This window comes from Nocardia rhizosphaerihabitans, from assembly GCF_014646295.1.
GTDB classification, from domain to species: domain Bacteria; phylum Actinomycetota; class Actinomycetes; order Mycobacteriales; family Mycobacteriaceae; genus Nocardia; species Nocardia rhizosphaerihabitans.
Genome location: NZ_BMNE01000004.1, coordinates 774054 through 798072, shown reverse-complemented (window position 1 = coordinate 798072; position 24019 = coordinate 774054). Strand labels below are relative to the sequence as shown.

Here is a 24019-nt window from a genome sequence, read left to right as displayed (position 1 = left end):
CGTCCCGAATAGTGAGACCTTACCGAGCGGTGATCGACTTGACCTGCCACTTTCCTTCGGTGTTGGTGGTGACGATCTCCTGCTTGTAGACGATGGCCGACCCGTCGGGATGCCATTCGCGCAGTTCCACGTCATACCTGCCGAGGGTGGTTTCGCGCATCTTCACGCAGTGCTTGGAACCGGCCGGGATCAGGTCGTCGATCGCCTTCTGGATCGTCTCGGCCGGGGAGATGTTCTCCGCGTCGGGCGCGACATACTCGCGCACCTTGGCGCCGGACCGGTCGACGTAGAAGGCGTACTGGAAGCCGAGGATCGCCTTGGCGCCCGTCGACGTGTCACCGGGACCGTTGCCCACGGTGACCGCCTGCTCGGCCACGGCCTTGCAGTCGGTGGGCGAGGTGATCGACGGGATCGGGGCCGCGGTCACGCCCGGATCTTCGCCGCCACCGCGCTTGACCAGGCCGATCATGAGCACCAGCGCGACAACGAGCAGCACCGCGGCCCCCACGCCACCGAGGATCCAGCGCATCCGCTGGTCGGTTTCCTTGTTCTCGCTGACCGGCGCGACCGGGGTCTTCGGCGCGAGCCTGCGGGCGATCGGATCATCGGCCCAGGACAGCCCCTGCTCGGCGGGCGGCTTCGGCACCCCGCCACTCTCGTCGGGGCTGTTCCACCAGGCCTTGTCCTCGGCCTTGGATTCCTCGGCGATCGGCATGCGGGTGGTTTCGGGCGCGGGCTGGCGCACCATGTCCGGCGTCGACATGCGCACGGTCTCGGATGCGGGCTCGGCGGGAGCTTCCGCACGCGGTCCCGGCTGGCCGCGCCGGATCACCTCGGTGAGTTCGCGTCCCGAGGTCACCGGCACCGAGTCACCGAAGGGCGAACTGTCCCGGCGCTGCGGCGGCTCACCGGTGAATCGGACGGTCTGGTCCTCCGACGGCGCGCCGACCCGCGGGTCGGGGGCGCCGAACGGCGAAGGGTCGCCAGCGGGACGCGGCGGCGGGCTCTGTGGCGGAACCGGCGGCGGCGTCGCCACCGCATCGCCGAAGACAGACGTCGGCGCGGATTGGTTGCGCGGCGGCTGGATTGGAGCGCGAGGCGGCATGGTCGGCGGACCCGGCGGCGGCGCGACCGGTGGCATCCCGGCGACCGGCGCGCCGAACGGACTCGCGGCAGGCGGACCCGACGCGGGTGGACCGGCCGGACGCCAGCCCATCTCCGGTATCGAACCCGGCGGGGCAGGCGGCGGCGCCGCGGCGAGCGGCCCACCGAAACCAGCGGGCTCGCCGTCGACCGGCGGCCCGAAATCGCCTACGGGAGGACCGAATCCGGCCGCGGGTCGTTGATTGCCGCGCTCGTTGTCGTCACCGTCGGTGCCCAAGTCCAATCCTTTCCCCAGGACACACGTGTGGGGCGGTCGCACCCGACCGCCCCACACGACGTACTGCGTGTCAGTACTGGAGCGAGCCACCCCACTGGGTGGTGACACCTGCGACGTTCACCGTCTGAAGCAGCTCCCCCGGCACCGGAAGTGTAGCCTTCGCGGCGGCTTCCATCGCGGCAACGCCACCCGGCTGCGCCTTGATCCAGTTCTCGACCGCCGCCTTGGCGAGGTTGGCCTGGGTGGTGTCGAGAACGGTCACGGTGGTGTTGTCGGCACGGCCGTCGCCACCGTTGTAGGTGGTGACCTTGACCGAGTTCTCGCCGATGTACTCGACCGAGACGCCCGCGTCACCGTAACCGGTCGGCGTGCGGTAGCCGACGGTGCCGACGTAGCCCGAGGCGTTGTTGTAGTGGTGGGTGTTCACCACACCGGGCAGCACGCCGCCGCCGTCGACGGAGACACCGAGTTCCTGGTGCGGGCCTTCCATCTCGACGACCGGCGCGGCCGGAGCGTCCGAGAAGTGCGGCGCCTGCCAGGTCGGCGTCTGGACGAGCTTGTCGGAACCCTCGTCCTCGGCATCAGCGCCCGCGCCCTGGTCGGACGGCACGGTCGGCTGGGCCTGCGACGGCTGCGCGGGCTGGCCCTGTGACTGCTGCCCCGGGGTCGCGGCGCCCGGCTGACCGGGGGTGGTCTCCTGCTCGGGTGTGGTGCCCGCGCGCTCCGGCGACACGGCAGGCTGCGCCTGGCTGCCCTGGCCGGTCTGACCCGGCACCGGCAGCGGTGCGACGCGCGGGGTGGTGACACCCGGCTGGCTCGGGGTCGGCTTGGCAGGCGTGGCCTGGCCCGGCTGACCCGGCGCGGGGCTGGTGACACCCGGCTGGGCCGGGGTCGGCTTGGTCTCGCCCGGCTTCACATTCTCCGGGGTCTCCGGCTGCGTCTGCTCGGGGGCTCCGGTCTCCGGCGCCTCGTTCGAAGGCTGCTCGGTGCCCGGCTGCGCAGGAGCCGGTGTGGCCGGCGTCGTCGGCTGGTCGCTGGGGACCGCGCCGGCGGGAGCCGCAAGAAGGGTTGCCACGGCGGCTGCAGCAGCCAGGGGCAACGACGTGCTTGCCATCGCTCGCTGCGCCCGACTCGGCTTACGATGCTTCACTTTTCGCTTATCCCTTTCCCGGAGGGAATCCCCCACAAATCCACCACGCGATCACAATCTGATCGCGCCTCGGCCGTGAGTCAACCACATGAGCGCGGGACAGGCAACGCAGCAGTAAGATTCGCGCCGCCTGGGCAAATGCCCTTGGAGATCACCACCGGGGAACGGCGACGAGCGTTGGCGAACAAGACAATTCGAAACCTACCCCGCCGGTGATCCGTCTCACATTCCGGCGGGCGCGGGTCAGTCCAGGTCGTCGTGGCGCATCAGCAAACGACCGGCTTCGGTGACCGAACCGGTCAGCGACGGGTACACCGAGAACGTCTGCGCGAGATCGGTGACGGTGAGGTTGTTCTGCACCGCCAGCGCGATCGGCAGGATCAGCTCCGAGGCGATCGGCGCGACCACGACACCGCCGATCACCACACCGGTCGCCGGGCGGCAGAAGATCTTCACGAAGCCGCGCCGCAGCCCCGACATCTTCGCGCGCGGGTTGGTGTTCAACGGCAGCATCACCGTGCGCGCGGGCACCTCGCCGTTGTCGATGGCGGTCTGGCTGACGCCGACCGTCGCGATCTCCGGGCGGGTGAACACCGCCGAGGCCACCGTCTTCAACCGGATCGGGCTCACGCCCTCACCCAGCGCGTGATACATCGCGATCCGGCCCTGCATGGCGGCCACCGAGGCCAGCGGCAGCAGACCCGTGCAGTCGCCCGCGGCGTAGATGCCGGGCACCGAGGTGCGCGAAACCCGGTCGACGCGAAGGTATCCGCCGCGATCGAGCTCGATGCCGACCCGGTCCAGGCCCAGGTTCTGGGTGTTCGGGGTGGAGCCGACGGTCATCAGCGCGTGCGAGCCGGTCACGGTGCGCCCGTCGGACAGCTTCACCACGATGCCGTCGGCGGTGCGCTCCACCGCGTCGGCGCGGGCGTGCTTGACCAGTTCCACGCCACGCTCGGCGAGCGCCTCCTCCAGCACGAGCGCCGCGTCGGCGTCCTCGCCCGGCAGCACGCGGTCGCGGCTGGAGACAAGCTTCACCCGCACGCCCATCTCGGTATACGCCGAGACGAACTCGGCGCCGGTGACACCGGATCCGACCACCACCAGAGTCTCCGGCAGTTCGTGCAGGTCGTAGAGCTGACGCCAGTTCAGGATGCGCTCGCCGTCGGGCTCGGCGCCGGGCAGCACGCGCGGGCTGGCGCCGGTCGCGATCAGCACGACCTCGGCCTCGAACTCCTCGGTGCTGCCGTCGGCCAGCGTCGCGCGGACGCGGTGCGCCAGTCCGGGGGCAGGCCCGACCAATTCGCCCTGGCCCGACAGCAGCTGCACGCCCGCGGCCTGCAGCTTCGCCCGGATATCGGCGGACTGCGCCAGCGCCAGCGCCTTCACGCGGCCGTTCACCTCGGGCAGGTGCACCTTGGCCTGGTCGGCGTCGAGGGTGATGCCGAGGTCACGCGCGCGGCGCAGATCGGTGCGCAGACCGGTCGAGGCGATGAAGGTCTTGGACGGCACGCAATCCCACAGCACACACGCGCCACCGATGCCGTCGGCGTCCACCAGGGTTACCGACGCCCCGTGCTGGGCCGCTACCAGCGCCGCCTCGTATCCCGCCGGTCCGCCACCGATGATCGCAATCCGTGCCACAGCCACGCTCCCTGTATTCGCCTGATCGGCCGCGTCCCTTGTGAGGACTCGCCCGTACTGTCGCCCCATCATTTCAGGTGCGCGATGACAGGCCCGGGTCGGATCGGTGAACAAGTTCGGCGTGTTCGGCCACGCCACGACTGTGACCGTCAGCCGATCTGGGTGGGAGACAGGAATTCCGCTGCTGTTATTGGCTACAGTTCGTCAGGTGCCGATCTATGCCGCTTACGGGTCCAACATGGACTCGACGCAGATGCTGGAACGCTGCCCGCATTCGCCCATGTCCGGGACCGGGTGGCTGGAAGGTTGGCGCCTGACCTTCGCCGGTGACGACATCGGCTGGGAAGGGCCGTTGGCCACCGTCGTCGAAGATCCGGGCTCCCGGGTGTTCGTCGTCCTCTACGACGTCTCCCCCGAGGACGAGGAGCGCCTCGACCGATGGGAGGGCTCCGACTTCGGAATCCACAAGAAGATCCGGCTCCGGGTCACCGGCACCCAGGGCGAGTCCCGGCTGGCCTGGCTGTATGTGCTGGACGCCTACGAGGGTGGGCTGCCGTCGGCGCGCTACATCGGTGTCATCGCCGATGCCGCCGAAAAGGCAGGCGCCCCTGAGGATTACGTCCACGCCCTGCGCACGCGCAACAGCAAAAACGTAGGCCCCGGCGCTTAGGCTCCCCGCCTCTCCGCGTATTTGGCCAGACTCGCCAGCCGCTGACGATTCGTCGGCGGCTGGCGGTCGGTCGGTGTCTGGGTTAGCTCGTACCCGGTGAGTTACCCATGTTCTTCAGTGCTGCTTTGTTTGGAGAACGATGTTCGTCAGGGTTCGCACACCCACCGCCAGGGCGCGTTCGTCGATGTCGAACGTGGGCTGGTGCAGGTCGAGCTGGTCGCCGGTGCCCGACCAGACGCCGAGGCGGCCCATGGCGCCGGGGACTTCCTCCAGGTACCAGGAGAAGTCCTCGCCGCCGCCGGACTGCGGCGTGTCGGCCAATGCGTCGGGGCCCATCGCCAGGACGGCGTTCTCGAACATCAGGGTCGAGGCCGGGTCGTTGACCACCGGCGGGACGCCGCGCTTGTAGTTGAGTTGATAGCGCACGCCGGTCGGGGCGAGCAGGCCGTCGACGATCTCGCGGACCAGGGGTTCCAGCAGTAGCCAGGTGGCGTGGTCGCCGGTGCGGACGGTGCCGGTGAGCATGCCGGTCTGCGGGATGGCGTTGGGCGCCTTGCCCGCGCTCACCGCGCCCCACACCATCACGGTGCTGGTGCGTGGATCGACCCGGCGGCTCAGCAGGCCGGGCAGGCCGGTGATCACGGTGCCGATCGCGTAGACCAGATCGCTGGTCAGATGCGGGCGCGAGGTGTGCCCGCCGGGCGAGTCGAGCACCAGCTCGACCGTGTCGGCGGCCGAGGTGATCGCGCCGATCCGCAGGCCGACCTTGCCGACCTCGAGCCGCGGATCGCAGTGCAGCGCGAAGATCCGGTCGACACCCTCCATCGCGCCCGCGGCGACGACGTCGATCGCGCCACCCGGCATCACCTCCTCGGCGGGCTGGAACACCAGCCGCACGCCGACCGGCAGCGTGTCCTGCGCCTCGGCGAGCGCGAGCCCGGCGCCGAGCAGCACCGTGGTGTGCGCGTCGTGCCCGCAGGCGTGCGAGACACCCGGCACGGACGAGGCGAAGCTCAGGCCGGTGAATTCCTGCATGGGCAGCGCGTCCATGTCGGCGCGCAGGGCGATCCGCGGACCGTCGGACGGGCCGAGGTCGCAGATCAGGCCGGTGCCGCCGGGCAGCACCTGCCAGGTCAGCCCGGCCTTGCTCAGCCAGCCCGTGACGAACTCGGTGGTGGCGAACTCCGCGCGCGACAGTTCGGGGTTCGCGTGGATGTGCCTGCGCCATTGCACGAGGTCGGCCGTGTGCTCGGCCAGCCACGCGTCGACGATCTCGGTTCCTGACATGTCGATTCGTCCGGTGTCCGGCATGGTCGGACACGCCGCGTTCTCACGCATCATCGAGTGGGCGCCCACGCCCACCGATAGCGCCTCGGCGCCTGCGCGCGCGGTGCCCGAATAGCCGGAAATGCTCACCGAATGTCCTCCTGTCGGTCGACCAGCCGTTGCAACAACCTGTCTCTGTGTACTTCATCGCGTGCTATTGCGACAGCGGTACGCGCCAGCGCCAGCGCGCCGTCGAGTACCGCCCGATCCGCCGAGGCGTTCACCGCGGCCGCGGCGAAGTCCGGCTGATGGGTCACCGCGCCACCGGCATCGATGCCGATCACCGGGTGGATACCGGGGATCACATTGGTGACGTTGCCCATGTCGGTGCTCCCGAGCGGCCGCAGCACCTCGAGCTCGGGCGCGATCGGCACCCTGCCCAATCCGGTGATCTGCGCGCGGTAGACAGCCGAAAGAACCGGATCGGGGGTGAGCTCGGTATAGGTGGGCGCGAGCGTCCGTATGTCGTGGGTGCAGCCGGTTGCCAGGGCGCCCGCTTCGAAACACGCTTTCGCTCGTCGCATCAGGTCGTCGAGTGACGCGGAATCGGCCGCGCGGAGGTAGTACAGCAACTCCGCTCGTCCGGGCACGATGTTGGGGGCTACGCCACCGTCAGCGACTATACCGTGGAGTTGCTGGCCAGGGCGCAAATGCTGCCGTAGCAAGCCGACGGCAACCTGGGTCAGGGTCACCGCGTCGCCCGCGTTGCGGCCGAGCTCGGGCGCGGCGCTGGCGTGGGCCTCACGGCCGTGGAAGACGATCGACAGGTCGGCCAGTGCCAGCGAGCGGGCGCCGACGATGTCGGCGGGGCCGGGGTGGACCATCATCGCCATCGCGAGATCGTCGAAGGCGCCCGCGTCGAGCATCAGCACCTTGCCGCCGCCGCTCTCCTCCGCCGGCGTGCCGAGGACGACGACGGTCAAGCCCAGCTGGTCGGCGACTTCGGCGAGTCCGACCGCGGCGCCGACCGCGGACGCGGCGATGATGTTGTGCCCGCAGGCGTGCCCGATCTCGGGCAGGGCGTCGTATTCGGCGCAGATACCGACGGTCAGCGGGCCGCTGCCGTAGACGGCGCGAAACGCCGTCGGCAGGCCCGCGATGCCGGTGGTGATGTCGAAACCTCGCTCGGCCAGCGGCGCGAGGATCTTGGCGACGCTGCGCGTCTCGGCGAACGCGAGCTCCGGTTCGGCATGGATCGCGTGCGAGAGGGCGATCAGCTCCGCCGATGCCGCGTCGATCGCGGCATCGGAGGCGGTGGCCGAGAATTCGCCGGTGCGCGAGAGTGCCATACCCCCAGTCTTGCATTCCGGGGTGGCACCGGCGCACCGGCGAGCGGTCAGTTGCCGAAGGGGAGGTTCTCCGGGGTGACGGGGGTGGCCAGCGCGGCGAGGGTCTCGGCGTGCAGCGCGGTCTTGATGATCGGGGTGATCGGCTTGCGCAGGCTCGTCAAGGCGGCCGCGCGCGCGATGGCGGCGGACAGCACCTCGTCGGCGTCGGCCTTGGCGTCGGCGATGCCCGCGGCGATCGCCTCGTCGGCGGCGAAGCGGTGGCCGGTGGTCATGGCCTGCACACACACCTGGTTGCTCAGACGGCCCTTCAGCAGGGCGTTCATGCCGATGGTGAAGGGCATGCCCAGGTGCACCTCGGGCAGCGACCAGAAGCCGCGATCGCCGCGCATCACCCGGAAGTCGTGGGACGAGGCCAGCATCGCGCCCGCGCCGAACGCGTGGCCGTTGATCGCCGCGACCGTCGGCATCGGGAAGGTCAGCAGCCGGGTGTACAGGGTGTGCACGCGGTCCAGGTAACCGTGGATCTTGTCGAGGTTGCCGAACACCCAGTCGGTGTCGAGGCCGTTGCTGTAGAACTTGCCGGTCGCGACGGTGACCAGCGCGGCGGCACCCTCGGACGCCTCGACCTCGTCGAGTGCGGCGTGGAAGGCATCGATCCAGTCCGGCGAGAAACGGTTCTCGTTGTCGGTCTCACCCTCGTTCCCGAGGTAGAGGACGAACACATCACCGGAGCGCTCCAAATACGGCATGCGGGGAAGAATAATCCGCAGTTCGGCGATACCTACTGGCGGGTACGCACCGGCGCTTCCCGTACTCCCGACCTCGTGGAGGGCGCGCCTGCGCTCCGACGACATACACTCGCCCCATGCTTGCCGAACAGGCCGCTCAGGCGATTGCCGAACGTACGGGAGTGCCGCGTCATCGCGTGGCCGTGGTGCTGGGATCGGGGTGGCAGGAGGCAGCGGCCGAGATCGGCGCGCCGCATGCCTCGATCGCGATGCCGGAGTTACCCGGCTTCGGTAAGCCCAGCGCGCAGGGCCACGGCGGGATGGTCCATTCGGTGTCGGTGAACGACAACACCGTGTTGCTGCTGATGGGTCGTCAGCATCTGTACGAGGGCTACACGCCCCAGCAGGTGGTGCACCCGGTGACGGCGGCGATCGCGGCCGGCGCCGAGATCGTGCTGCTCACCAATGCCGCGGGCGGGATCAGGCCCGGCCTGCAGGTCGGTGAGCCGGTGCTCATCGCCGACCACCTCAACCTCACCGCGCGCACGCCGCTGGAGGGCGCCCGATTCGTCGACCTGGTCGACGCCTGGGACCCGCAACTGCGCGCCCTGGCCAGGGAGATCGACCCGAGCCTGACCGAGGGCGTCTACGCGGGCCTGACCGGTCCGCAGTACGAGACGCCCGCCGAGATCCGCATGCTGGCCACGATCGGCGCCGATCTGGTCGGCATGTCGACGGTGCTCGAGGCGATCGAGGCGCGCTCGCGTGGCGCCAGGGTGCTCGGCATCTCGCTGGTCACCAATCTCGCGGCCGGGGTCACCGGGCAGCATCTGTCGCACGCGGAGGTGCTCGCCGAGGGCCAGGCCGCCGCGCCGCGCCTCGGCAAGCTGCTGCGCGGGATCCTGGAGCGCGTGTAGATGCTGCGCTTCGGGACGGCGGGCCTGCGCGGACCGCTGCGTGACGGCCCGGACGGCATGAATGTGACCACGGTGTCGCGGGCGACGGCCGGTGTCGCGGCCTGGCTGCGCGAGCGGTGCCTCGGTGGCGGCGTGGTCGTCGTCGGGCGTGACGCCAGGCACGGGTCGGCCGAGTTCGCGACCGCGACCGCCGAGATCTTCACGGCGGCAGGCTTTCCGGTGACGCTGCTGCCCGAGCCGGTGCCCACGCCGGTGGTGGCCTTCGCCGTCCGGCAGCTGGGCGCGGTTGCCGGGGTGCAGATCACCGCCTCGCACAATCCGCCCGCCGACAACGGTTACAAGGTGTACCTCGACGGCGGCTCCCAGCTCATCGCGCCCGCCGACACCGAGATCGAGCAGTGCATCGACGCGGTCGCCGAACCTGTTGCGCGGGAATCCGTTTCCCCTTCCGGCGCGGAACTGGTCGACCGCTACCTCGCGCGGGTCGCCGAGCTGCCCGGCGTCCTCGGCGGCGCGGGCGAGCGGGCCCCGGTGCGGATCGCGCTGACCCCGCTGCACGGTGTCGGCGGCGAGCTCGCGGTGCGGGCGCTGGCCGCGGCCGGGTTCACCGACGTGCACGTCGTCGACGAGCAGTTCGCTCCCGACCCCGACTTCCCCACCGTCGCGTTCCCGAACCCCGAGGAGCCCGGGGCCGCCGACCTGCTGCTGGCGCTCGCCGCGCGAGTCGACGCCGATCTCGCGATCGCCCTCGACCCCGATGCCGACCGCTGTGCCGTCGGCATCCCCGGCCCGCACGGCTGGCGCATGCTGCGCGGCGACGAAACCGGTGTCCTGCTGGCCGATTACGTCCTGCGCACCGCCACCGCCGACCCCCTGGTCGCCACCACCATCGTCTCCTCCCGCCTGCTCGCGAAGCTGGCCGCGGCCCGCTCGGCCCGCTACGCCGAGACCCTCACCGGCTTCAAATGGCTGGCCAGAGCGGGCGAAGGACTCGTCTACGCCTACGAGGAAGCCATCGGCCACTGCGTCGACCCCGCCACGGTGCGCGACAAGGACGGCATCTCCGCGGCCGTCTCGGCCGCCGACCTGGTCGCCCTGCTCGCGGCGCACGGCCGCACCCTGCAAGACGAACTCGACTCCTACGCAGTCGAATTCGGCCTGCATTCCGGCGACCAGGTGTCCCTGCGCCTCCCCGACCAGGTGGCAGCGAGCGCCCTCGCCGCCACCCTGCGCGCCGACCCGCCCAGCGAGATCGCAGGCACCCCGGTCAAATTCACCGACCAGGCCCAGGTTCGCGGCCGCATGCGCACCGACGCCCTGATCTTCGACGCCGACGATTTCCGCATCGTCGTCCGCCCGTCGGGCACCGAACCGAAACTCAAGTGCTACCTCGAAGTCTTCGCCCCGGTGCCCGACGCCGCCGCCCTCCCGCAGGCACGCGCCACGGCCGCCGATCGCCTCGCCGAGCTGGCCACCTACTGCAGGTCTCTCGGCGACCGCTGAGAACTCAGCGTGGCCCGAACTGGCGGTCGCCCGCGTCGCCGAGGCCGGGGACGATGTAGGCGTTCTCGTTGAGTTTCTCGTCGATGGTGGCGGTGACCAGGCGGACCGGCAGACCCGAGTCGGCCAGGGCGGCAACACCTTCGGGGGCGGAGACGACGCAGACCGCGGTGATGTCGGTGGCACCGCGGGCGACCAGGAGTTCGAGGGTGTAGCGCATCGAGCCGCCGGTGGCGAGCATCGGGTCGAGGACGAAGACGGGCAGGCCGGTCAGGTCGGCGGGCAGCGATTCCAGGTACGGCACCGGCTGATGGGTCTGTTCGTCGCGGGCGATGCCGACGAAGCCGACCCTGGCCTGTGGCACGAGTTCGGCGGCGGCATAGACCATGCCGAGGCCGGCCCGCAGCACCGGAACGAGCAGCGGCGGGGCGGCGAGGCGGACGCCCTCGGTGACCGCCACCGGCGTGTCGATCGGCGCACGCACCACCGGCGCGTCGCGCAGCGCCTCGTACATGAGAATGCCGGTGAGGTCGCGCAATGCGGTGCGGAAGGCAGCGTTGTCGGTGCGGACGTCCCGCATGATGCTCAGCAGGGTCGCGGCGAGCGGATGGTCGACGGTGTCGGTGCGCATGAAAAAACGATAGGGTCGCCAGGCGCTCCGGGTACGACTGCTGGGGATATTTTTTGCGGTCGTTGGAACCGAATGCGGCCCCGGTGCGTCGAAGCAAGTGAGTGACATACTCTGCCCGGGAACTCGAGGATTGGGGGAAGTTCGATGCGAAAGATGTCGGCCGATGCCGAAGGTATCGTCGCCTATAGCGCGACCGCCGAGGTCATGGCCACCGACTTGGCAACGGCGGCAGCTGGTTCGGTCGCCTCCGATCCCACCCTCCTCGGCCCGATCATGGGCTTGATCGGCGGCGATTTCGTCACCGCCTACGCGGCCGCGCACGCGGGCCATGTGGCCGCGATCGGCCAACTCTCAGCGGTCATGGCGAGCATGGGCGTGGCCACCGCGAGCGCGGCCACTACCCTCGTCGACACCGACCTCGGCAACGCGGCCCCGCTCACGTCGGCCGCCGGCGACATCGGTGCCGAGGCATGATCGACCTCAGCGGATTGACCCAGCCACTGCTCGACCTGCTGTCCAGCTTCGGCACCGGCGTGCTCGGCACCGGCGGCGCGTCCGACGGCCTGCGCTCGACCTCGACCAATCTCGACCAGATCTACGAGCTCGGCCGCAACGCCATCAACAACGTGAACACCGCGTGGGACGGCATGGCGGTCGACGCCGCCACCTCCAAGGCGCTGCGCGTGCAGACCTCCTCGGCCACCCTGTCCGACACCGGCAACGAGATGGCGACGGTGCTCGATCAGGCCGCGGCCTACGTGGAGACCGGACAGAAGGATCTCGACGCCGTCGTGAACTCCTTCCTCAGCGATGTGTCCGCGCTCAGTCCCACCCTCGGCACCCCCGTCGGCCTGGCCGCCGTGGTGAGCTCGGCGATCGACCACATCGGTCAGGGCCTCGGCGTCGTCAGCCGGGTGCAGGACGAACTGAGCACCCAGACCGCGTCGATCCAGGAACTCACCCCCGCCCCGTCGAGCACCTCGCTGGCGAGCGCCTCCTCCGGCGCCAGCAACCTCGCGTCGTCGGCCTCGAGCCTGCTCTCGGGCACCGGCGGCTCGGTGCTCAGCGCGGTCTCGTCCGGCTTGTCGAGCGCGCTGAGCAGCACGTCGAGCGGCTCGAAGTCGGCGACCAACGGCACAACCAACAACGGCGGCAAGACCTCGACGGGGTCGGGGTCTTCGTCCGGCTCGTCGACGGGGTCCGACGGGACCGGCGTCAAGATCACCCTGCCCGACGGCAGCACGGTCGAAGCGCCCAACGAGGAAGCGGCGACCGCCGTCCGCTCCGCGATCAGCGCGGTCGGCACCCCGTACGTGTGGGGCGGCAACAGCCCCGGCTCCGGCATCGACTGCAGCGGGCTCACCAAGTACGCCTACGGCGAGGCCGGGGTCGAGCTGCCGCGGCTCGCGCAGGAACAGCACATCGGACATCCTCAGGTATCCCCCGGTGACCTGATGCCGGGCGATCTGGCCGTGTGGGACGGTCACGTCGCCATGGTGGTCGGCAACGGGCAGCTCGTCGAGGCAGGCGATCCGGTCTCGATCAGTTCCATCCGAACGGAGAACAGTGGCATGGAGTTCTACGGCTTCTACAGGCCTACCGCATGACCGGCACGCCGATCCCCGAGGTTCCCAATGTGGAGTCCGCGGTCAGCACCAACCGGTCGGGCACGATCTCGGTCCGCGCGACCAGCATGGGCCTGCCGATCGCGATCAAATTCGAACGCAGCGAATACCAGTACGGTGCGCAGGCGCTCGCCGATGAGATCCTGCGCCTGACCCGGCGCTCGACCATCGCCGCCGCGGCCCGGCTGCGCGAGATCTACAGCGAACAGGCGCAGATCCCCGACCAGCTGCTGGACCGGATGAACCTGCCCACCCGGCGCCAGGCGGTCGACGAGCTCGATCGCATCGACGACGCCGACACCGGTCAGACGAGTTGGATGAGGCCACTGTGAGTGCGGAAATGGATGCCCTGGTCGCCGGTGTCACCGGCAAGCTCGAGGCGCTGGAGGCGGCGCTGTACGGGTTGAAGCAGGTCAACGGGCGATTCACCACCGAGGACGGACTGGTCACCGCCGAGGTGAACAGCGACGGCGCGCTGGTCGCGCTGACCCTGGACGAGGGGATCACGGCACTGGCGCCCAGCGAGGCCGCGCAGCTGATCCTGACGGCGTGCAAACAGGCCACCGAGAGCGCCGGCGCGGCACGTTCCAACATCATTGCGACACTGAACGAATCGCTCACCGGGTCCGCGCCGACGGGGTCTGAGCAATTAGCACCCGGGCCGGATAGTGCCCGGCGCTGAAGCTCGATAGGCTTCGCGTCATGGCTTCTGGAGACATCGTCCCGATCGAGCTCGGTCTGACCGATGGCGATCTCGTCACCCTGTGGGCACCGCGCTGGCGCGACGGTGACGACGAGTGGGAGGCGTTCCTCGGTCACGAGGACGACCTCTACGGTTTCGAGTCCGTTGCGGAGCTGGCGGCGTTCATCCGCACCAACACCGACAACGACCTCGTCGACCACCCCGCCTGGGCGATCATCGCCGGGCTCTCGGCGGCGGAACTGGAGCCGGAGGAGAACTTCAGCTTCGATCTGGTCGCCGTGCCCGAGCTCGCCGCCGGTGATCCGGACGTCGATGTCGTCGGCGAGCTCGAGGACACCCTGGCGATGGTGCGCAACATCGGCGAGGTGTGCGAGCTCGATGTGGTGACCAAGTTCTTCGGGTCCAACCCGATCCTCGGCGCGCTGGCCAGCGGGGCGAACACGTTCGCGGGCCGCGACGGCGAGGAGCTGTGGGATCAGGTCGGCGCCGCGATCGTCAAGGGCTGGGACGACGTGCTCGACGCGATCGACAGCGTCGTCAGCACGCCCGACGTCGACGCGGCCGCGGTCGCCGTCGCCGAGGCCGAGCTGCTGGCCGCCGAGGAGAACGTGGTCGACGCCGACGACGTCGCCGAGGAGGACGAGGAGTTCGAGCCCGTCGACCTCGACGCCGAGGACGACGAAGACGAGGACGAGTCGTTCTGGCACGAGGTCGGCATCGACCCGGTCAAGATCGTCACCTCCGACGGCGAGCAGTACACCCTGCGCTGCTACCTCGACGACGAGCCGATCTTCCTGGGCAACGGCCGCACCATCACCGTGTTCGGTTCCGAGCGCGCGCTGGCCCGCTACCTGGCCGACGATCACGAGCACGAGCTCGCCCGCGTCTCCACCTTCGCCGAGGTGCAGACCGCGGCGGTCGACGGTTCGCTCGAGGTCGAGGTGACCGACGAGAACGTCTACGTGCTCACCGGTCTGGTCGACGATCTGGCCGAGGGCCCGGAAGCGGTCGACGTCGAACAGCTCGACCTGGCCGTCGAACTGTTCAGCGATGCCGCCGACTACGCCGACGACGACAGCGTGGAACAGGCGCTGGCACCGTCGACTCCGCTCGGCTGGTACGTCTCCTACCTGCTCAACCCCGACCCGAACCGGATGGCGCCCAACCCGCCGTTCGCCGCCGAGGCCCAGCAGTTCCGTGACCTGCAGCGCGCGTTCGAGGCGCGGCTCGTCAGCGAGTAGCGCGGAAACAGCAAGCCGGGGTGGCACCGTCGTGGTGCCACCCCGGCGTCGTTTCAGCGTGCTACACCATCATCCGAGCAGGACCGCGTAGCCCGGCTTGATCACCTCGTCGATGATCTTGAGACGGTCGGGGAACGGGATGAACGCCGACTTCATGGCATTGATCGTGAACCGCTCCAGATCGCTCCAGCCGTAGCCGAAGGTGACGACCAGTTTGAGCATCTCCTCGCTCATGGTGGTGTCGCTCATCAGCCGGTTGTCGGTGTTGACGGTGACCCGGAAGCGCAGCCGGGCGAGCAGGTCGAACGGATGCTTGTCCAGCGAGGGCACCGCGCCGGTCTGCACATTCGACGACGGACACAGCTCCAGCGGGATGCGCATGTCGCGCACATAGTTGGCGACCAGGCCGAGCTGGGCGTCCTCGATATTGCCGGGCACGGTGATGTCATCGGTGATGCGCACGCCGTGGCCGAGCCGATCACAGCCGCAGAACGCGAGCGCCTCATGAATGGAGGGCAGGCCGAAGGCCTCACCCGCGTGAATCGTGAAGTGCGCGTGGTTGGCTCGCAGATACTCGAAGGCGTCGAGGTGCCGGGTGGGCGGGAAGCCCGCCTCGGCGCCCGCGATGTCGAAGCCGCCGACCCCGCGGTCCCGGAACCGCACCGTCAGCTCGGCGATCTCCCTCGACCTGGCCGCGTGCCGCATCGCCGTGAGCAGACACGTCACCCGGATGATGTTGCCCTGCTCGGCGGCGATCGCCTCACCCTCACGGAAACCCTCGATGGTGTGCTCGACGACCTCGTCGAGAGTGAGACCCTTCTCCAGATGCTGCTCGGGGGCGAACCGCACCTCGGCATAGACCACACCGTCGGCAGCGAGGTCGATCGCGCACTCGCGCGCCACCCGCCGCAGCCCCTCCGGGGTCTGCATCACGGCAACCGTGTGGTCGAAGGTTTCGAGATACCGCTCGAGCGATCCACTGTCGGCGGCGTCGCGAAACCACGCCCCCAAACTCGCCGCGTCGGAAGCGGGTAATTCGTCGTAGCCGCAGTCGGCGGCGAGCTCGAGCACCGTCTCGGGCCGCAGACCACCGTCGAGGTGATCGTGCAGCAAAGCCTTCGGTGCGCGTCGGATCGAAGCAAGGTCAAGGGGCGCCGGTCCAGTCATGTTTAGACGGTAGCGGCACTCGCCGATCCCGGCAGCGAACTCGCCCCGTGGCAACCGTCTCGTTGATTATCCGACCTGCAACGGACTATTGCGGGCCATGCGCAGTGCACCCGCGCGGCCTCGACGGCGGCGCTCCAGCGCCAGCCGGCCCACGCTCGCCTCAGCCGATCCGGCCGAGGACCAGCTCGCCCTGCTTCCCTTCGGCGCTCGCTTCGACAGTCACCGCGTCCGCGAGCTCGGCCACCGCGCCGTCGAAGGCTTCCGGCGTATCGGTGTGCAGGGTGAGCAGCGGCTGACCGGCGACCACGACATCGCCCGGCTTGGCGTGCATCTCGATCCCCGCGCCCGCCTGTACCTGTTCGCCCTGGCGGGCGCGGCCCGCGCCGAGCCGCCAGGCGGCGACGCCGACACCCATGGCGTCGAGCCGGGTGAGGATGCCGCTCGACTCGGCCCGGACGATCTCGGTGTGCCGCGCCTGCGGCAGCGGCGCGTCCGGGTCGCCGCCCTGCGCCTGGATCATCGCGCGCCAGTGGTCCATGGCCCTGCCGTCGGCGAGGACGTCGGCGGGGTCGACGTCCAGCCCGGCCTGGGCGACCATCTCGCGGGCGAGGGTGAGGGTCAGTTCGACCACGTCGGCCGGTCCGCCACCCGCGAGCACCTCCACCGACTCGGCGACTTCGAGCGCGTTGCCCGCGGTCCGGCCGAGCGGGGTGTCCATCGCGGTGAGCAGCGCGACCGTGTTCACGCCCGCGTCGCGGCCCAGCTCGACCATCGCGGACGCCAGTTCCCGCGCGCCGTCGAGGGTCTTGAGGAACGCGCCCGACCCGACCTTCACGTCCAGGACCAGCGCCGCCGTGCCCTCGGCGATCTTCTTGCTCATGATCGAGCTGGCGATCAGCGGAATCGACTCGACGGTGCCCGTGACGTCGCGCAGCGCGTAGAGCCGCTTGTCGGCCGGAGCCAGATCCGCGCCCGCCGCGCAGACCACGGCGCCGATCGCCGGGTCGGCCAGGATCTCGCGCATCCGCGGCACGCTGACATCGGCCTGCCAGCCCGGGATCGACTCGAGTTTGTCCAGCGTGCCGCCGGTGTGGCCGAGGCCGCGGCCCGACAGCTGGGGCACCGCCGCGCCACAGGCCGCCACCAGCGGGGCCAGCGGCAGGGTGATCTTGTCGCCGACGCCGCCGGTCGAATGCTTGTCGACGGTGGGCCTGGGCAGGTCGGTGAAGTCCATCCGGCTACCGGAGCCGATCATCGCCGCGGTCCAGCGGGCGGTCTCGCGCCGGGTCATCCCGCGCCAGAGAATCGCCATGGCCAGCGCCGACATCTGCTCGTCGGCGACTATCCCCCGGGTGAACCCGTCCACCACCCAGTCGATCTGTGCGTCGGACAGTTCCCCGCCGTCGCGCTTGACCCTGATGACCGATACCGCGCTGTGGCTGTTACCGCCTCTCCGCGACTTCGGGCCAGACTTCAGCGCGGACGGACTCCCGTCGGCGGCCGGCGGCAAGTGGGTGGAGCGTTCGTTCGTCCCCGACGAGTTACCCATGTGCCCACTAAATCAGTGGTTACGGGCCATTGCCAGTCCGACCGGCCGTCAGATCGTCCGGACCGAACGCGTACGGCAACAGCTCTCTCAACGGCTTCGGTCCCTCGGCATGAGCGACGAGCAACTCGCCCCCGCCGTGCTCGAACAACAGCTGCCGGCACCGCCCACACGGCATGAGGATTTCCCCTCGGGAATCGGTCACCGAGACCGCGATGAGACGCCCGCCACCGGTCGCGAATAAGTTACCGACGAGTACACATTCGGCACACAGGGTTAGCCCATATGAGACATTTTCCACATTGCAACCGCTCACAATTCGACCGGACGTCGTGAGAGCTGCCGCACCGACCGGGAAACCCGAGTACGGCGCATACGCCAGCCCCATAGCGTGAATTGCCTTGTCGTGCAAGGTATTCCAGTCGATTTCGGGCATCGCGAACCTCCAGCCGATCCCGCCGAACGCGTCGGCAATCAGGCCTCCGCACCAGTATCCGGCAAGGAGAAAGGTAAACCTAACTCGGCTGATTCGCACGCAACGCACGGCACGCCGAATTAGTTCCGCGAAACAGAGAGGATTAGAGTCAGCCGAAGATCGGTTCAGGTTCCCGGCGGCGGGCCAGCGCTCGAGAACACAGCGCAGCCACCTGGGCATTTGCCTCTCCACGCATGCCGGCGTCGGATCTGTGACCGGGTCCATCAACGACGTTGGAGGCACCGCACTCTATGACCACGATAGAAGCTCCGGCTCCGGCCCAGCCGAAGCGGAAGAGCCTGTACCGCGGCGACCCCGGCATGTGGTCGTGGGCGCTGCACCGGATCACCGGTGTCACGCTCTTCTTCTTCCTCTTCGTGCACGTGCTGGACACAGCACTGGTTCGGGTAAACCCCGACACCTACGACCACTCGATCGCCATCTACAAGAACCCCGTGGTCGCGTTGATGGAGATGGGCCTGGTCGTCGCCGTCCTGTTCCACGCGCTCAACGGCGTCCGGGTCATCCTGGTCGACTTCTGGTCGCAGGGTCCGCGCTTCCAGAAGCAGATGCTGTGGATCGTGCTGGCCATCTGGGTTCTGGTCTCCGCCGCAGGCGTCGGCCGCCAGTTCTTCTACCTGCTGACGGAGCACTGATATGTCTGCACCTATCCTCGGCAAGTCCTACGATCGCCCGGCCAGCCTCGACGCGCCCCGCTCCCCCCGGGCCAAGTCGAACAGCAACTTCGAGAAGTACGCATGGCTGTTCATGCGTCTGTCGGGCCTGCTGCTGATCATCCTGGTCCTCGGCCACATGTTCATCATGCTGATGATCGACGGTGGCGTGAACCGCCTGAACTTCGCGTTCGTGGCCGGACGCTGGTCCAGCCCGTTCTGGCAGTTCTGGGACCTGTCCATGCTGTGGCTGGCGCAGCTGCACGGCGGCAACGGTCTGCGCACCATCATCGATGACTACTCCCGCAAGGACTCCACCCGGTTCTGGCTCAAGACCATCCTCGTGGTCTCGATGATCCTGATCGTGAGCGTCGGCACGTACGTCATCTTCACCTTCGACCCCAACATCACCGGTTAGGAACAGGCCACCTCGCATGAGTGAATCCCGTCCGATTCAGGAGCATCGCTACGACGTCGTCATCGTCGGCGCCGGTGGCGCGGGTATGCGCGCGGCAATCGAAGCAGGCCCCCGGGCTCGCACCGCGGTCCTGACCAAGCTGTACCCGACGCGCAGCCACACCGGCGCTGCCCAGGGTGGCATGTGCGCCGCGCTGGCCAACGTCGAAGAAGACAACTGGGAATGGCACACCTTCGACACCGTCAAGGGTGGTGACTACCTGGTCGACCAGGACGCCGCGGAGATCATGGCCAAAGAGGCCATCGACGCGGTCATGGACCTGGAGAAGATGGGCCTGCCGTTCAACCGCACGCCCGAGGGCAAGATCGACCAGCGTCGCTTCGGTGGCCACACCCGTGACCACGGCAAGGCGCCCGTGCGTCGCGCGTGTTATGCCGCCGACCGCACCGGTCACATGATCCTGCAGACGCTCTACCAGAACTGCGTCAAGCACGACGTCGAGTTCTACAACGAGTTCTACGTGCTCGATCTGGTGATGACCGACACCGAGCGTGGCCCCGTCGCCACCGGCGTCGTCGCCTACGAGCTGGCCACCGGCGAGATCCACGTCTTCCACGCGAAGTCGATCGTGTTCGCCACCGGCGGCTCGGGCCGCATGTACAAGACCACCTCGAACGCGCACACGCTGACCGGTGACGGCATGGCGATCGTGTTCCGCAAGGGCCTGCCGCTCGAGGACATGGAGTTCCACCAGTTCCACCCGACAGGCCTCGCGGGCCTGGGCATCCTCATCTCCGAGGCTGTGCGTGGTGAGGGTGGCATCCTGCGCAACGCCTCCGGTGAGCGCTTCATGGAGCGCTACGCCCCCACCATCAAGGACCTCGCGCCGCGTGACATCGTCGCCCGCTCGATGGTGCTCGAGGTGCTCGAGGGCCGTGGCGCCGGGCCGAACAAGGACTACGTCTACATCGACGTGACCCACCTCGGCGAGGACGTGCTCGAGGAGAAGCTGCCCGACATCACCGAGTTCGCGCGCACCTACCTGGGCGTCGACCCGGTCAAGGAGCTCGTGCCGGTCATGCCGACCTGCCACTACGTGATGGGCGGTATCCCCACCCGCATCCGTGGCGAGGTGCTGCGCAACAACACCGACGTGGTCCCCGGCCTCTACGCCGCCGGTGAGTGCGCCTGCGTCTCCGTGCACGGCGCGAACCGTCTGGGCACCAACTCGCTGCTCGACATCAACGTGTTCGGCCGTCGCGCCGGCATCGCGGCCGCCGAGTACGCCCAGCGCACCGAGTTCGTCGAGATGCCGGAGAACCCGGCGCAGATGGTGCAGGACTGGCTGTCGCTGATCCTGTCCGACCACGGCAACGAGCGCGTGGCCGACATCCGCACCGAACTGCAGTACACGATGGACATGAACGCCGCCGTGTTCCGCACCGAGGACACCCTCAAGCAGGCCCTCACCGATATCCACGCGCTCAAGGAGCGCTACACCCGGATCACGGTGCAGGACAAGGGCAAGCGCTACAACAGCGACCTGCTCGAGGCCGTCGAGCTGGGCTTCCTGCTCGAGCTGGCCGAGGTCACCGTCGTCGGCGCGCTCAACCGCAAGGAATCGCGTGGCGGCCACGCCCGCGAGGACTACCCGGATCGCGACGACGTGAACTTCATGCGGCACACCATGGCGTACAAGGAGGGCCCGGAGCTCATCTCCGAGATCCGCCTCGACTTCAAGCCGGTGGTGCAGACCCGCTACGAGCCGATGGAGCGTAAGTACTGATGACTGCTGTAGCCGAACCCACCACGCAGAAGCCGGCGCCCGTTCCCGAGGGCTCGGTCATGGTCACCGTCAAGGTGGCCCGGTTCAGCACCGAGAACGACAAGGGCGCGTACTGGGACTCGTTCCAGGTGCCGGTCCTGCCGACCGACCGCTTCCTCAACGTGCTGATCTACATCAAGTCCTACCTGGACGGCACCCTCACCTTCCGGCGCTCCTGCGCCCACGGTGTGTGCGGTTCGGACGCGATGCGGATCAACGGCGTGAACCGGCTGGCCTGCAAGGTGCTGATGAAGGACATGCTGCCCAAGGGCGACAAGACCCTCACCATGACCGTCGAGCCGATCCGCGGCCTGCCGGTGGAGAAGGACCTCGTCGTCGACATGGAGCCGTTCTTCGACGCCTTCCGTGCCGTCAAGCCGTATCTGATCACCTCGGGTAACGAGCCGACCCGCGAGCGCATCCAGTCCCAGCACGACCGCGCCCGCTTCGACGACACCACCAAGTGCATCCTGTGCGCCTGCTGCACCACCTCCTGCCCCGTGTACTGGAGCGACGGCAGCTACTTCGGCCCGGCCGCGATCGTGAACGCCCACCGCTTCATCTTCGACAGCCGCGACGAAGCCGCCCGCGAGCGCCTCGACATCCTCAACGACGTCGAAGGCGTGTGGCGCTGCCGCACCACCTTCAACTGCACCGACGCGTGCCCCCGCGGCATCGAGGTCACCAAGGCCATCCAGGAAGTCAAGCGGGCCCTGCTCTTCACCCGCTGACCTTCCCCCGGTCCCCCGAAGGCCGCCTTCATCGAAAGATGAAGGCGGCCTTCGCCGTTTCCGCCTACCGGTAGTGCGCCGCGGCGTCGAGGACGGCGGAGCGGTAGGGGCGGCCGAAGAGGATGGCGTGGGCCAACAGGAGGGTGAGGTTGTGGAGGGGGATGCGGGATTGCCAGTCGGGTGAGAGGGGGTGGATGTCGTTGTAGGCGGCGATGATTCGGGGGAAGTGGGAGGCGGCGCCGAAGAGGGTGAGGGTGGCGAGGTCGGTTTCGCGGTGGCCGCCGTGGGTGGCGGGGTCGATCAGCCAGGGGGTGTCGGCGGGGCCCCAGAGGATGTTGCCGGGCCACAGGTCGCCGTGGATGCGGGACGGGGGTTCGGGTGGGGCTTCGATGTGGATCGATTCGACGGTGGTGGCATCGGCGGGGTCGAGGGCGCCCGCGTCGACGGCGAGTTTCAGGTACGGCAGGATGCGGTGCTCGCGATACCAGATCGGCCAGTCGTCGCCGGGGGTGTTGTCCAGGGGTAGGCCGCCGAGGAAGCCGTCGGTGGGGGCGCCGAAGGCCGGGGCGCCCGCTCGGTGGGTATGCGCCAGGGCCGCGCCGAATCGTTCGGCGGCCGCGCGACTCGGTTCGGCGTGGTCGATCCACTCCATCAGCAGGAGTTCTTCGGTGACCGCGTAGACCTCGGGCACCGCGACCCCGCGTGCCTCACGCAGCCAGCGCAAACCCTCCGCTTCGGCCGCGAAGAGACCGGCGGGCGCAGCCGTGGACTCAGCCGTCGGTGCGGCGGAAACGCCACCGGGCCAGGTCTTGAGAAACAGCTGCGTCCCGTCGTCGAGCACGATCCGCTCGGCGACACAGATCGATCCACCCGAGACAGGCGTCGTTCGCAAGCGCTGATGCGCGAGGAAGGTCGGCAGCAGATGCGGGTTCGCTCGCAGAAACGGCAGGTCCACGCGGCCATCTTGCCCATCCGGCGGCGATCGCGGTCGGCGAACCGCCCGAATGCCGTGACCACTCTTTGTAAACAGGTATTACTAAACGCTGTTCATAAACTGCGTCGGCATGGTCTCATGGACTCGGAACGTGTTCTACATCACCCGCGAGAGCGGCGTGACGGACCGGAGGAGACACCCGTGATCAGCCCGAATATCCCGGCAGGATTCGATTTCACCGACCCCGACCTGCTGGCGACCCGATTGCCGATCGAGGAGTTCGCCGAGTTGCGGCGGACGGCGCCGGTCTGGTGGTGCGCGCAGCCGGACCGGGCCAGCGGGTTCGACGACGGTGGCTACTGGGTGGTGTCCAAGCTGGCCGACATCAAGGAGATCTCGAAGAATCCCGACGACTTCTCCTCGCACGAGAACACCGCCATCATCCGGTTCAACGAGGAGACCACGCGCGAGCAGATCGACATGCTCGGCAACATGCTGATGCTGAATCTGGATCCGCCGCAGCACACCAAGATCCGCCGGATCGTGTCCAAGGGATTCACCCCGCGCGCGGTGGAGAATCTGCGGGCGGCGCTCACCGAGCGGGCCGAGCGGATCGTGTGGGAGGCCAAGAAGACCGGGCGGGGTGACTTCGTCGAGCAGGTCGCGTGCGAACTGCCGCTGCAGGCCATCGCCGAGCTGATCGGCGTGCCGCAGGAAGACCGGATGAAGCTGTTCGACTGGACCAATCAGATGATCTCCTACGACGATCCGGAGTTCGAGGGCAACCACCACACCGCGACGGCCGAGGTGATGGGCTACGCCTGGAACATGGCCGAGCAACGGCGCGGGTGTCCCGCCTCCGACATCGTCACCCAGCTGGTCAACGCCGATGTCGACGGCGAGCATCTCGGCTCGGACGAGTTCGCGTTCTTCGTCATCCTGCTCGCGGTCGCAGGCAACGAGACCACCCGCAACTCGATCACCCACGGCATGAAGGCCTTCGTCGACAACCCCGACCAGTGGGAGCTCTACAAGGAGCAGCGCCCGCGCACCGCCCCGGACGAGATCGTGCGCTGGGCGACGCCGGTGACCGCGTTCCAGCGCACCGCCACCCGCGATCTGGAACTCGGCGGTCAGCAGATCAAGAAGGGCCAGCGGATCGGCTTGTTCTACAGCTCGGCCAATTTCGACGAGGAGGCCTTCGCCAACCCCTTCGAGTTCGACGTTCTGCGCAACCCCAACCCGCACGTCGGCTTCGGCGGCACCGGCACGCACTACTGTGTCGGCGCCAATCTCGCCCGCCTCGAGATCGATCTGATGTTCAATGCCATCGCCGACGCGATGCCGAACCTGCGCCAGGTCGCCGATCCGGTGCGGCTGCGCAGCGGCTGGCTCAACGGCATCAAGCGCTGGGAAGTCGAATACGCTTGAACCGAGACGTGAT

General features: G+C 68.8%; 24 protein-coding genes. 13 read left to right on the top strand and 11 right to left on the bottom strand.

The window, feature by feature from the left end; translation table 11 throughout:
• Positions 1 to 19: 19 nt before the first annotated feature.
• From IEY60_RS21105 to IEY60_RS21095, 3 genes are all read right to left on the bottom strand, one after another.
• Positions 20 to 1381, bottom strand: a complete 1362-nt coding sequence (locus IEY60_RS21105) for a DUF8176 domain-containing protein (RefSeq protein ID WP_189030886.1) — start codon at positions 1379 to 1381, stop codon at positions 20 to 22.
• A 70-nt stretch (positions 1382 to 1451) separates the two neighbouring features.
• On the bottom strand, positions 1452 to 2456 hold the full coding sequence (locus IEY60_RS21100) for a hypothetical protein (protein WP_189030884.1): 1005 nt from the start codon (positions 2454 to 2456) through the stop codon (positions 1452 to 1454).
• 318 nt (positions 2457 to 2774) lie between these two features.
• The gene (locus IEY60_RS21095; RefSeq protein ID WP_189030882.1) at positions 2775 to 4175 is read right to left on the bottom strand and encodes an NAD(P)H-quinone dehydrogenase; all 1401 of its coding nucleotides are present in this window, start codon (positions 4173 to 4175) and stop codon (positions 2775 to 2777) included.
• 208 nt (positions 4176 to 4383) lie between these two features.
• On the opposite strand from IEY60_RS21095, the gene IEY60_RS21090 reads away from it, so the two are divergent.
• Positions 4384 to 4845, top strand: coding sequence for a gamma-glutamylcyclotransferase family protein (locus IEY60_RS21090; RefSeq protein WP_189030880.1), 462 nt, complete (start codon positions 4384 to 4386; stop codon positions 4843 to 4845).
• 114 nt (positions 4846 to 4959) lie between these two features.
• Here IEY60_RS21090 and IEY60_RS21085 read toward each other — a convergent pair whose 3' ends face one another.
• The 3 genes from IEY60_RS21085 to IEY60_RS21075 all read right to left on the bottom strand — a co-directional run bounded on the left by IEY60_RS21085 (position 4960) and on the right by IEY60_RS21075 (position 8209).
• Positions 4960 to 6132 carry a M20 family metallopeptidase gene (locus IEY60_RS21085; RefSeq protein WP_189031372.1) on the bottom strand — a complete coding sequence of 391 codons (1173 nt, stop codon included), beginning with the start codon at positions 6130 to 6132 and terminating at the stop codon, positions 4960 to 4962.
• A gap of 125 nt (positions 6133 to 6257) precedes the next feature.
• On the bottom strand, positions 6258 to 7460 hold the full coding sequence (locus IEY60_RS21080; protein ID WP_189030878.1) for a M20 family metallopeptidase: 1203 nt from the start codon (positions 7458 to 7460) through the stop codon (positions 6258 to 6260).
• Between the two features lie 47 nt (positions 7461 to 7507).
• Positions 7508 to 8209 (bottom strand): enoyl-CoA hydratase-related protein, encoded by a 702-nt coding sequence (locus tag IEY60_RS21075; RefSeq protein WP_189030876.1) that lies wholly within the window; start codon positions 8207 to 8209, stop codon positions 7508 to 7510.
• A 116-nt stretch (positions 8210 to 8325) separates the two neighbouring features.
• Here IEY60_RS21075 and IEY60_RS21070 point away from each other — a divergent pair, with 116 nt between their 5' ends.
• Together IEY60_RS21070 and IEY60_RS21065 are read left to right on the top strand one after the other, a co-directional pair.
• Positions 8326 to 9105, top strand: coding sequence for a purine-nucleoside phosphorylase (locus IEY60_RS21070; protein WP_189030874.1), 780 nt, complete (start codon positions 8326 to 8328; stop codon positions 9103 to 9105).
• Complete coding sequence (locus IEY60_RS21065; RefSeq protein WP_189030872.1) at positions 9106 to 10608, top strand: phospho-sugar mutase; 1503 nt, start codon at positions 9106 to 9108, stop codon at positions 10606 to 10608. It begins immediately after the preceding gene.
• A gap of 4 nt (positions 10609 to 10612) precedes the next feature.
• Here IEY60_RS21065 and upp read toward each other — a convergent pair whose 3' ends face one another.
• The gene (upp, locus tag IEY60_RS21060) at positions 10613 to 11236 is read right to left on the bottom strand and encodes a uracil phosphoribosyltransferase (RefSeq protein WP_189030870.1); all 624 of its coding nucleotides are present in this window, start codon (positions 11234 to 11236) and stop codon (positions 10613 to 10615) included.
• Positions 11237 to 11380: 144 nt separating this feature from the next.
• On the opposite strand from upp, the gene IEY60_RS21055 reads away from it, so the two are divergent.
• The 5 genes from IEY60_RS21055 to IEY60_RS21035 are packed head-to-tail and all read left to right on the top strand — an operon-like array spanning position 11381 to position 14805.
• Positions 11381 to 11710 (top strand): hypothetical protein, encoded by a 330-nt coding sequence (locus tag IEY60_RS21055; RefSeq protein ID WP_189030868.1) that lies wholly within the window; start codon positions 11381 to 11383, stop codon positions 11708 to 11710.
• Entirely contained in the window at positions 11707 to 12843 is a 1137-nt protein-coding gene (locus IEY60_RS21050) for a C40 family peptidase (RefSeq protein WP_189030866.1), read from the top strand. The genes IEY60_RS21055 and IEY60_RS21050 overlap by 4 nt, the downstream gene beginning before the upstream one ends.
• Positions 12840 to 13193, top strand: a complete 354-nt coding sequence (locus IEY60_RS21045; protein ID WP_189030864.1) for a hypothetical protein — start codon at positions 12840 to 12842, stop codon at positions 13191 to 13193. The genes IEY60_RS21050 and IEY60_RS21045 overlap by 4 nt, the downstream gene beginning before the upstream one ends.
• Entirely contained in the window at positions 13190 to 13543 is a 354-nt protein-coding gene (locus IEY60_RS21040; protein ID WP_229740001.1) for a YbaB/EbfC family nucleoid-associated protein, read from the top strand. Before IEY60_RS21045 ends, IEY60_RS21040 begins: the two co-directional genes overlap by 4 nt.
• Positions 13544 to 13563: 20 nt before the next feature.
• Complete coding sequence (locus IEY60_RS21035) at positions 13564 to 14805, top strand: SatS C-terminal domain-containing protein (RefSeq protein ID WP_189030862.1); 1242 nt, start codon at positions 13564 to 13566, stop codon at positions 14803 to 14805.
• Positions 14806 to 14874: 69 nt separating this feature from the next.
• Here the strand turns inward: IEY60_RS21035 and IEY60_RS21030 are convergent, their stop codons facing one another.
• The 3 genes from IEY60_RS21030 to IEY60_RS21020 form a co-directional block, all read right to left on the bottom strand.
• Positions 14875 to 15972 carry an adenosine deaminase gene (locus tag IEY60_RS21030; protein WP_189030860.1) on the bottom strand — a complete coding sequence of 366 codons (1098 nt, stop codon included), beginning with the start codon at positions 15970 to 15972 and terminating at the stop codon, positions 14875 to 14877.
• A 160-nt stretch (positions 15973 to 16132) separates the two neighbouring features.
• Positions 16133 to 17521, bottom strand: a complete 1389-nt coding sequence (locus IEY60_RS21025; RefSeq protein WP_229740000.1) for a thymidine phosphorylase — start codon at positions 17519 to 17521, stop codon at positions 16133 to 16135.
• Positions 17522 to 17540: 19 nt separating this feature from the next.
• Complete coding sequence (locus IEY60_RS21020) at positions 17541 to 17954, bottom strand: cytidine deaminase (protein WP_189030857.1); 414 nt, start codon at positions 17952 to 17954, stop codon at positions 17541 to 17543.
• A 290-nt stretch (positions 17955 to 18244) separates the two neighbouring features.
• On the opposite strand from IEY60_RS21020, the gene sdhC reads away from it, so the two are divergent.
• From sdhC to IEY60_RS21000, 4 genes are read left to right on the top strand one after another with little or no spacing between them, the layout of a single operon-like run.
• Positions 18245 to 18649, top strand: coding sequence for a succinate dehydrogenase, cytochrome b556 subunit (gene sdhC / locus IEY60_RS21015; RefSeq protein WP_189030855.1), 405 nt, complete (start codon positions 18245 to 18247; stop codon positions 18647 to 18649).
• A 1-nt stretch (position 18650) separates the two neighbouring features.
• Positions 18651 to 19085 carry a succinate dehydrogenase hydrophobic membrane anchor subunit gene (locus IEY60_RS21010; protein ID WP_189030853.1) on the top strand — a complete coding sequence of 145 codons (435 nt, stop codon included), beginning with the start codon at positions 18651 to 18653 and terminating at the stop codon, positions 19083 to 19085.
• Positions 19086 to 19101: 16 nt separating this feature from the next.
• Complete coding sequence (gene sdhA / locus IEY60_RS21005) at positions 19102 to 20871, top strand: succinate dehydrogenase flavoprotein subunit (protein WP_229739999.1); 1770 nt, start codon at positions 19102 to 19104, stop codon at positions 20869 to 20871.
• Positions 20871 to 21641: a succinate dehydrogenase iron-sulfur subunit gene (locus tag IEY60_RS21000; RefSeq protein ID WP_189030851.1), complete on the top strand. Its 771-nt coding sequence runs from the start codon at positions 20871 to 20873 to the stop codon at positions 21639 to 21641. The genes sdhA and IEY60_RS21000 overlap by 1 nt, the downstream gene beginning before the upstream one ends.
• Positions 21642 to 21705: 64 nt before the next feature.
• Here IEY60_RS21000 and IEY60_RS20995 read toward each other — a convergent pair whose 3' ends face one another.
• Positions 21706 to 22596 (bottom strand): fructosamine kinase family protein, encoded by an 891-nt coding sequence (locus IEY60_RS20995; RefSeq protein WP_189030849.1) that lies wholly within the window; start codon positions 22594 to 22596, stop codon positions 21706 to 21708.
• Positions 22597 to 22776: 180 nt separating this feature from the next.
• Between IEY60_RS20995 and IEY60_RS20990 the strand changes: the two genes are divergently transcribed.
• Positions 22777 to 24006 (top strand): cytochrome P450, encoded by a 1230-nt coding sequence (locus tag IEY60_RS20990; RefSeq protein WP_189030847.1) that lies wholly within the window; start codon positions 22777 to 22779, stop codon positions 24004 to 24006.
• Positions 24007 to 24019: the final 13 nt, after the last annotated feature.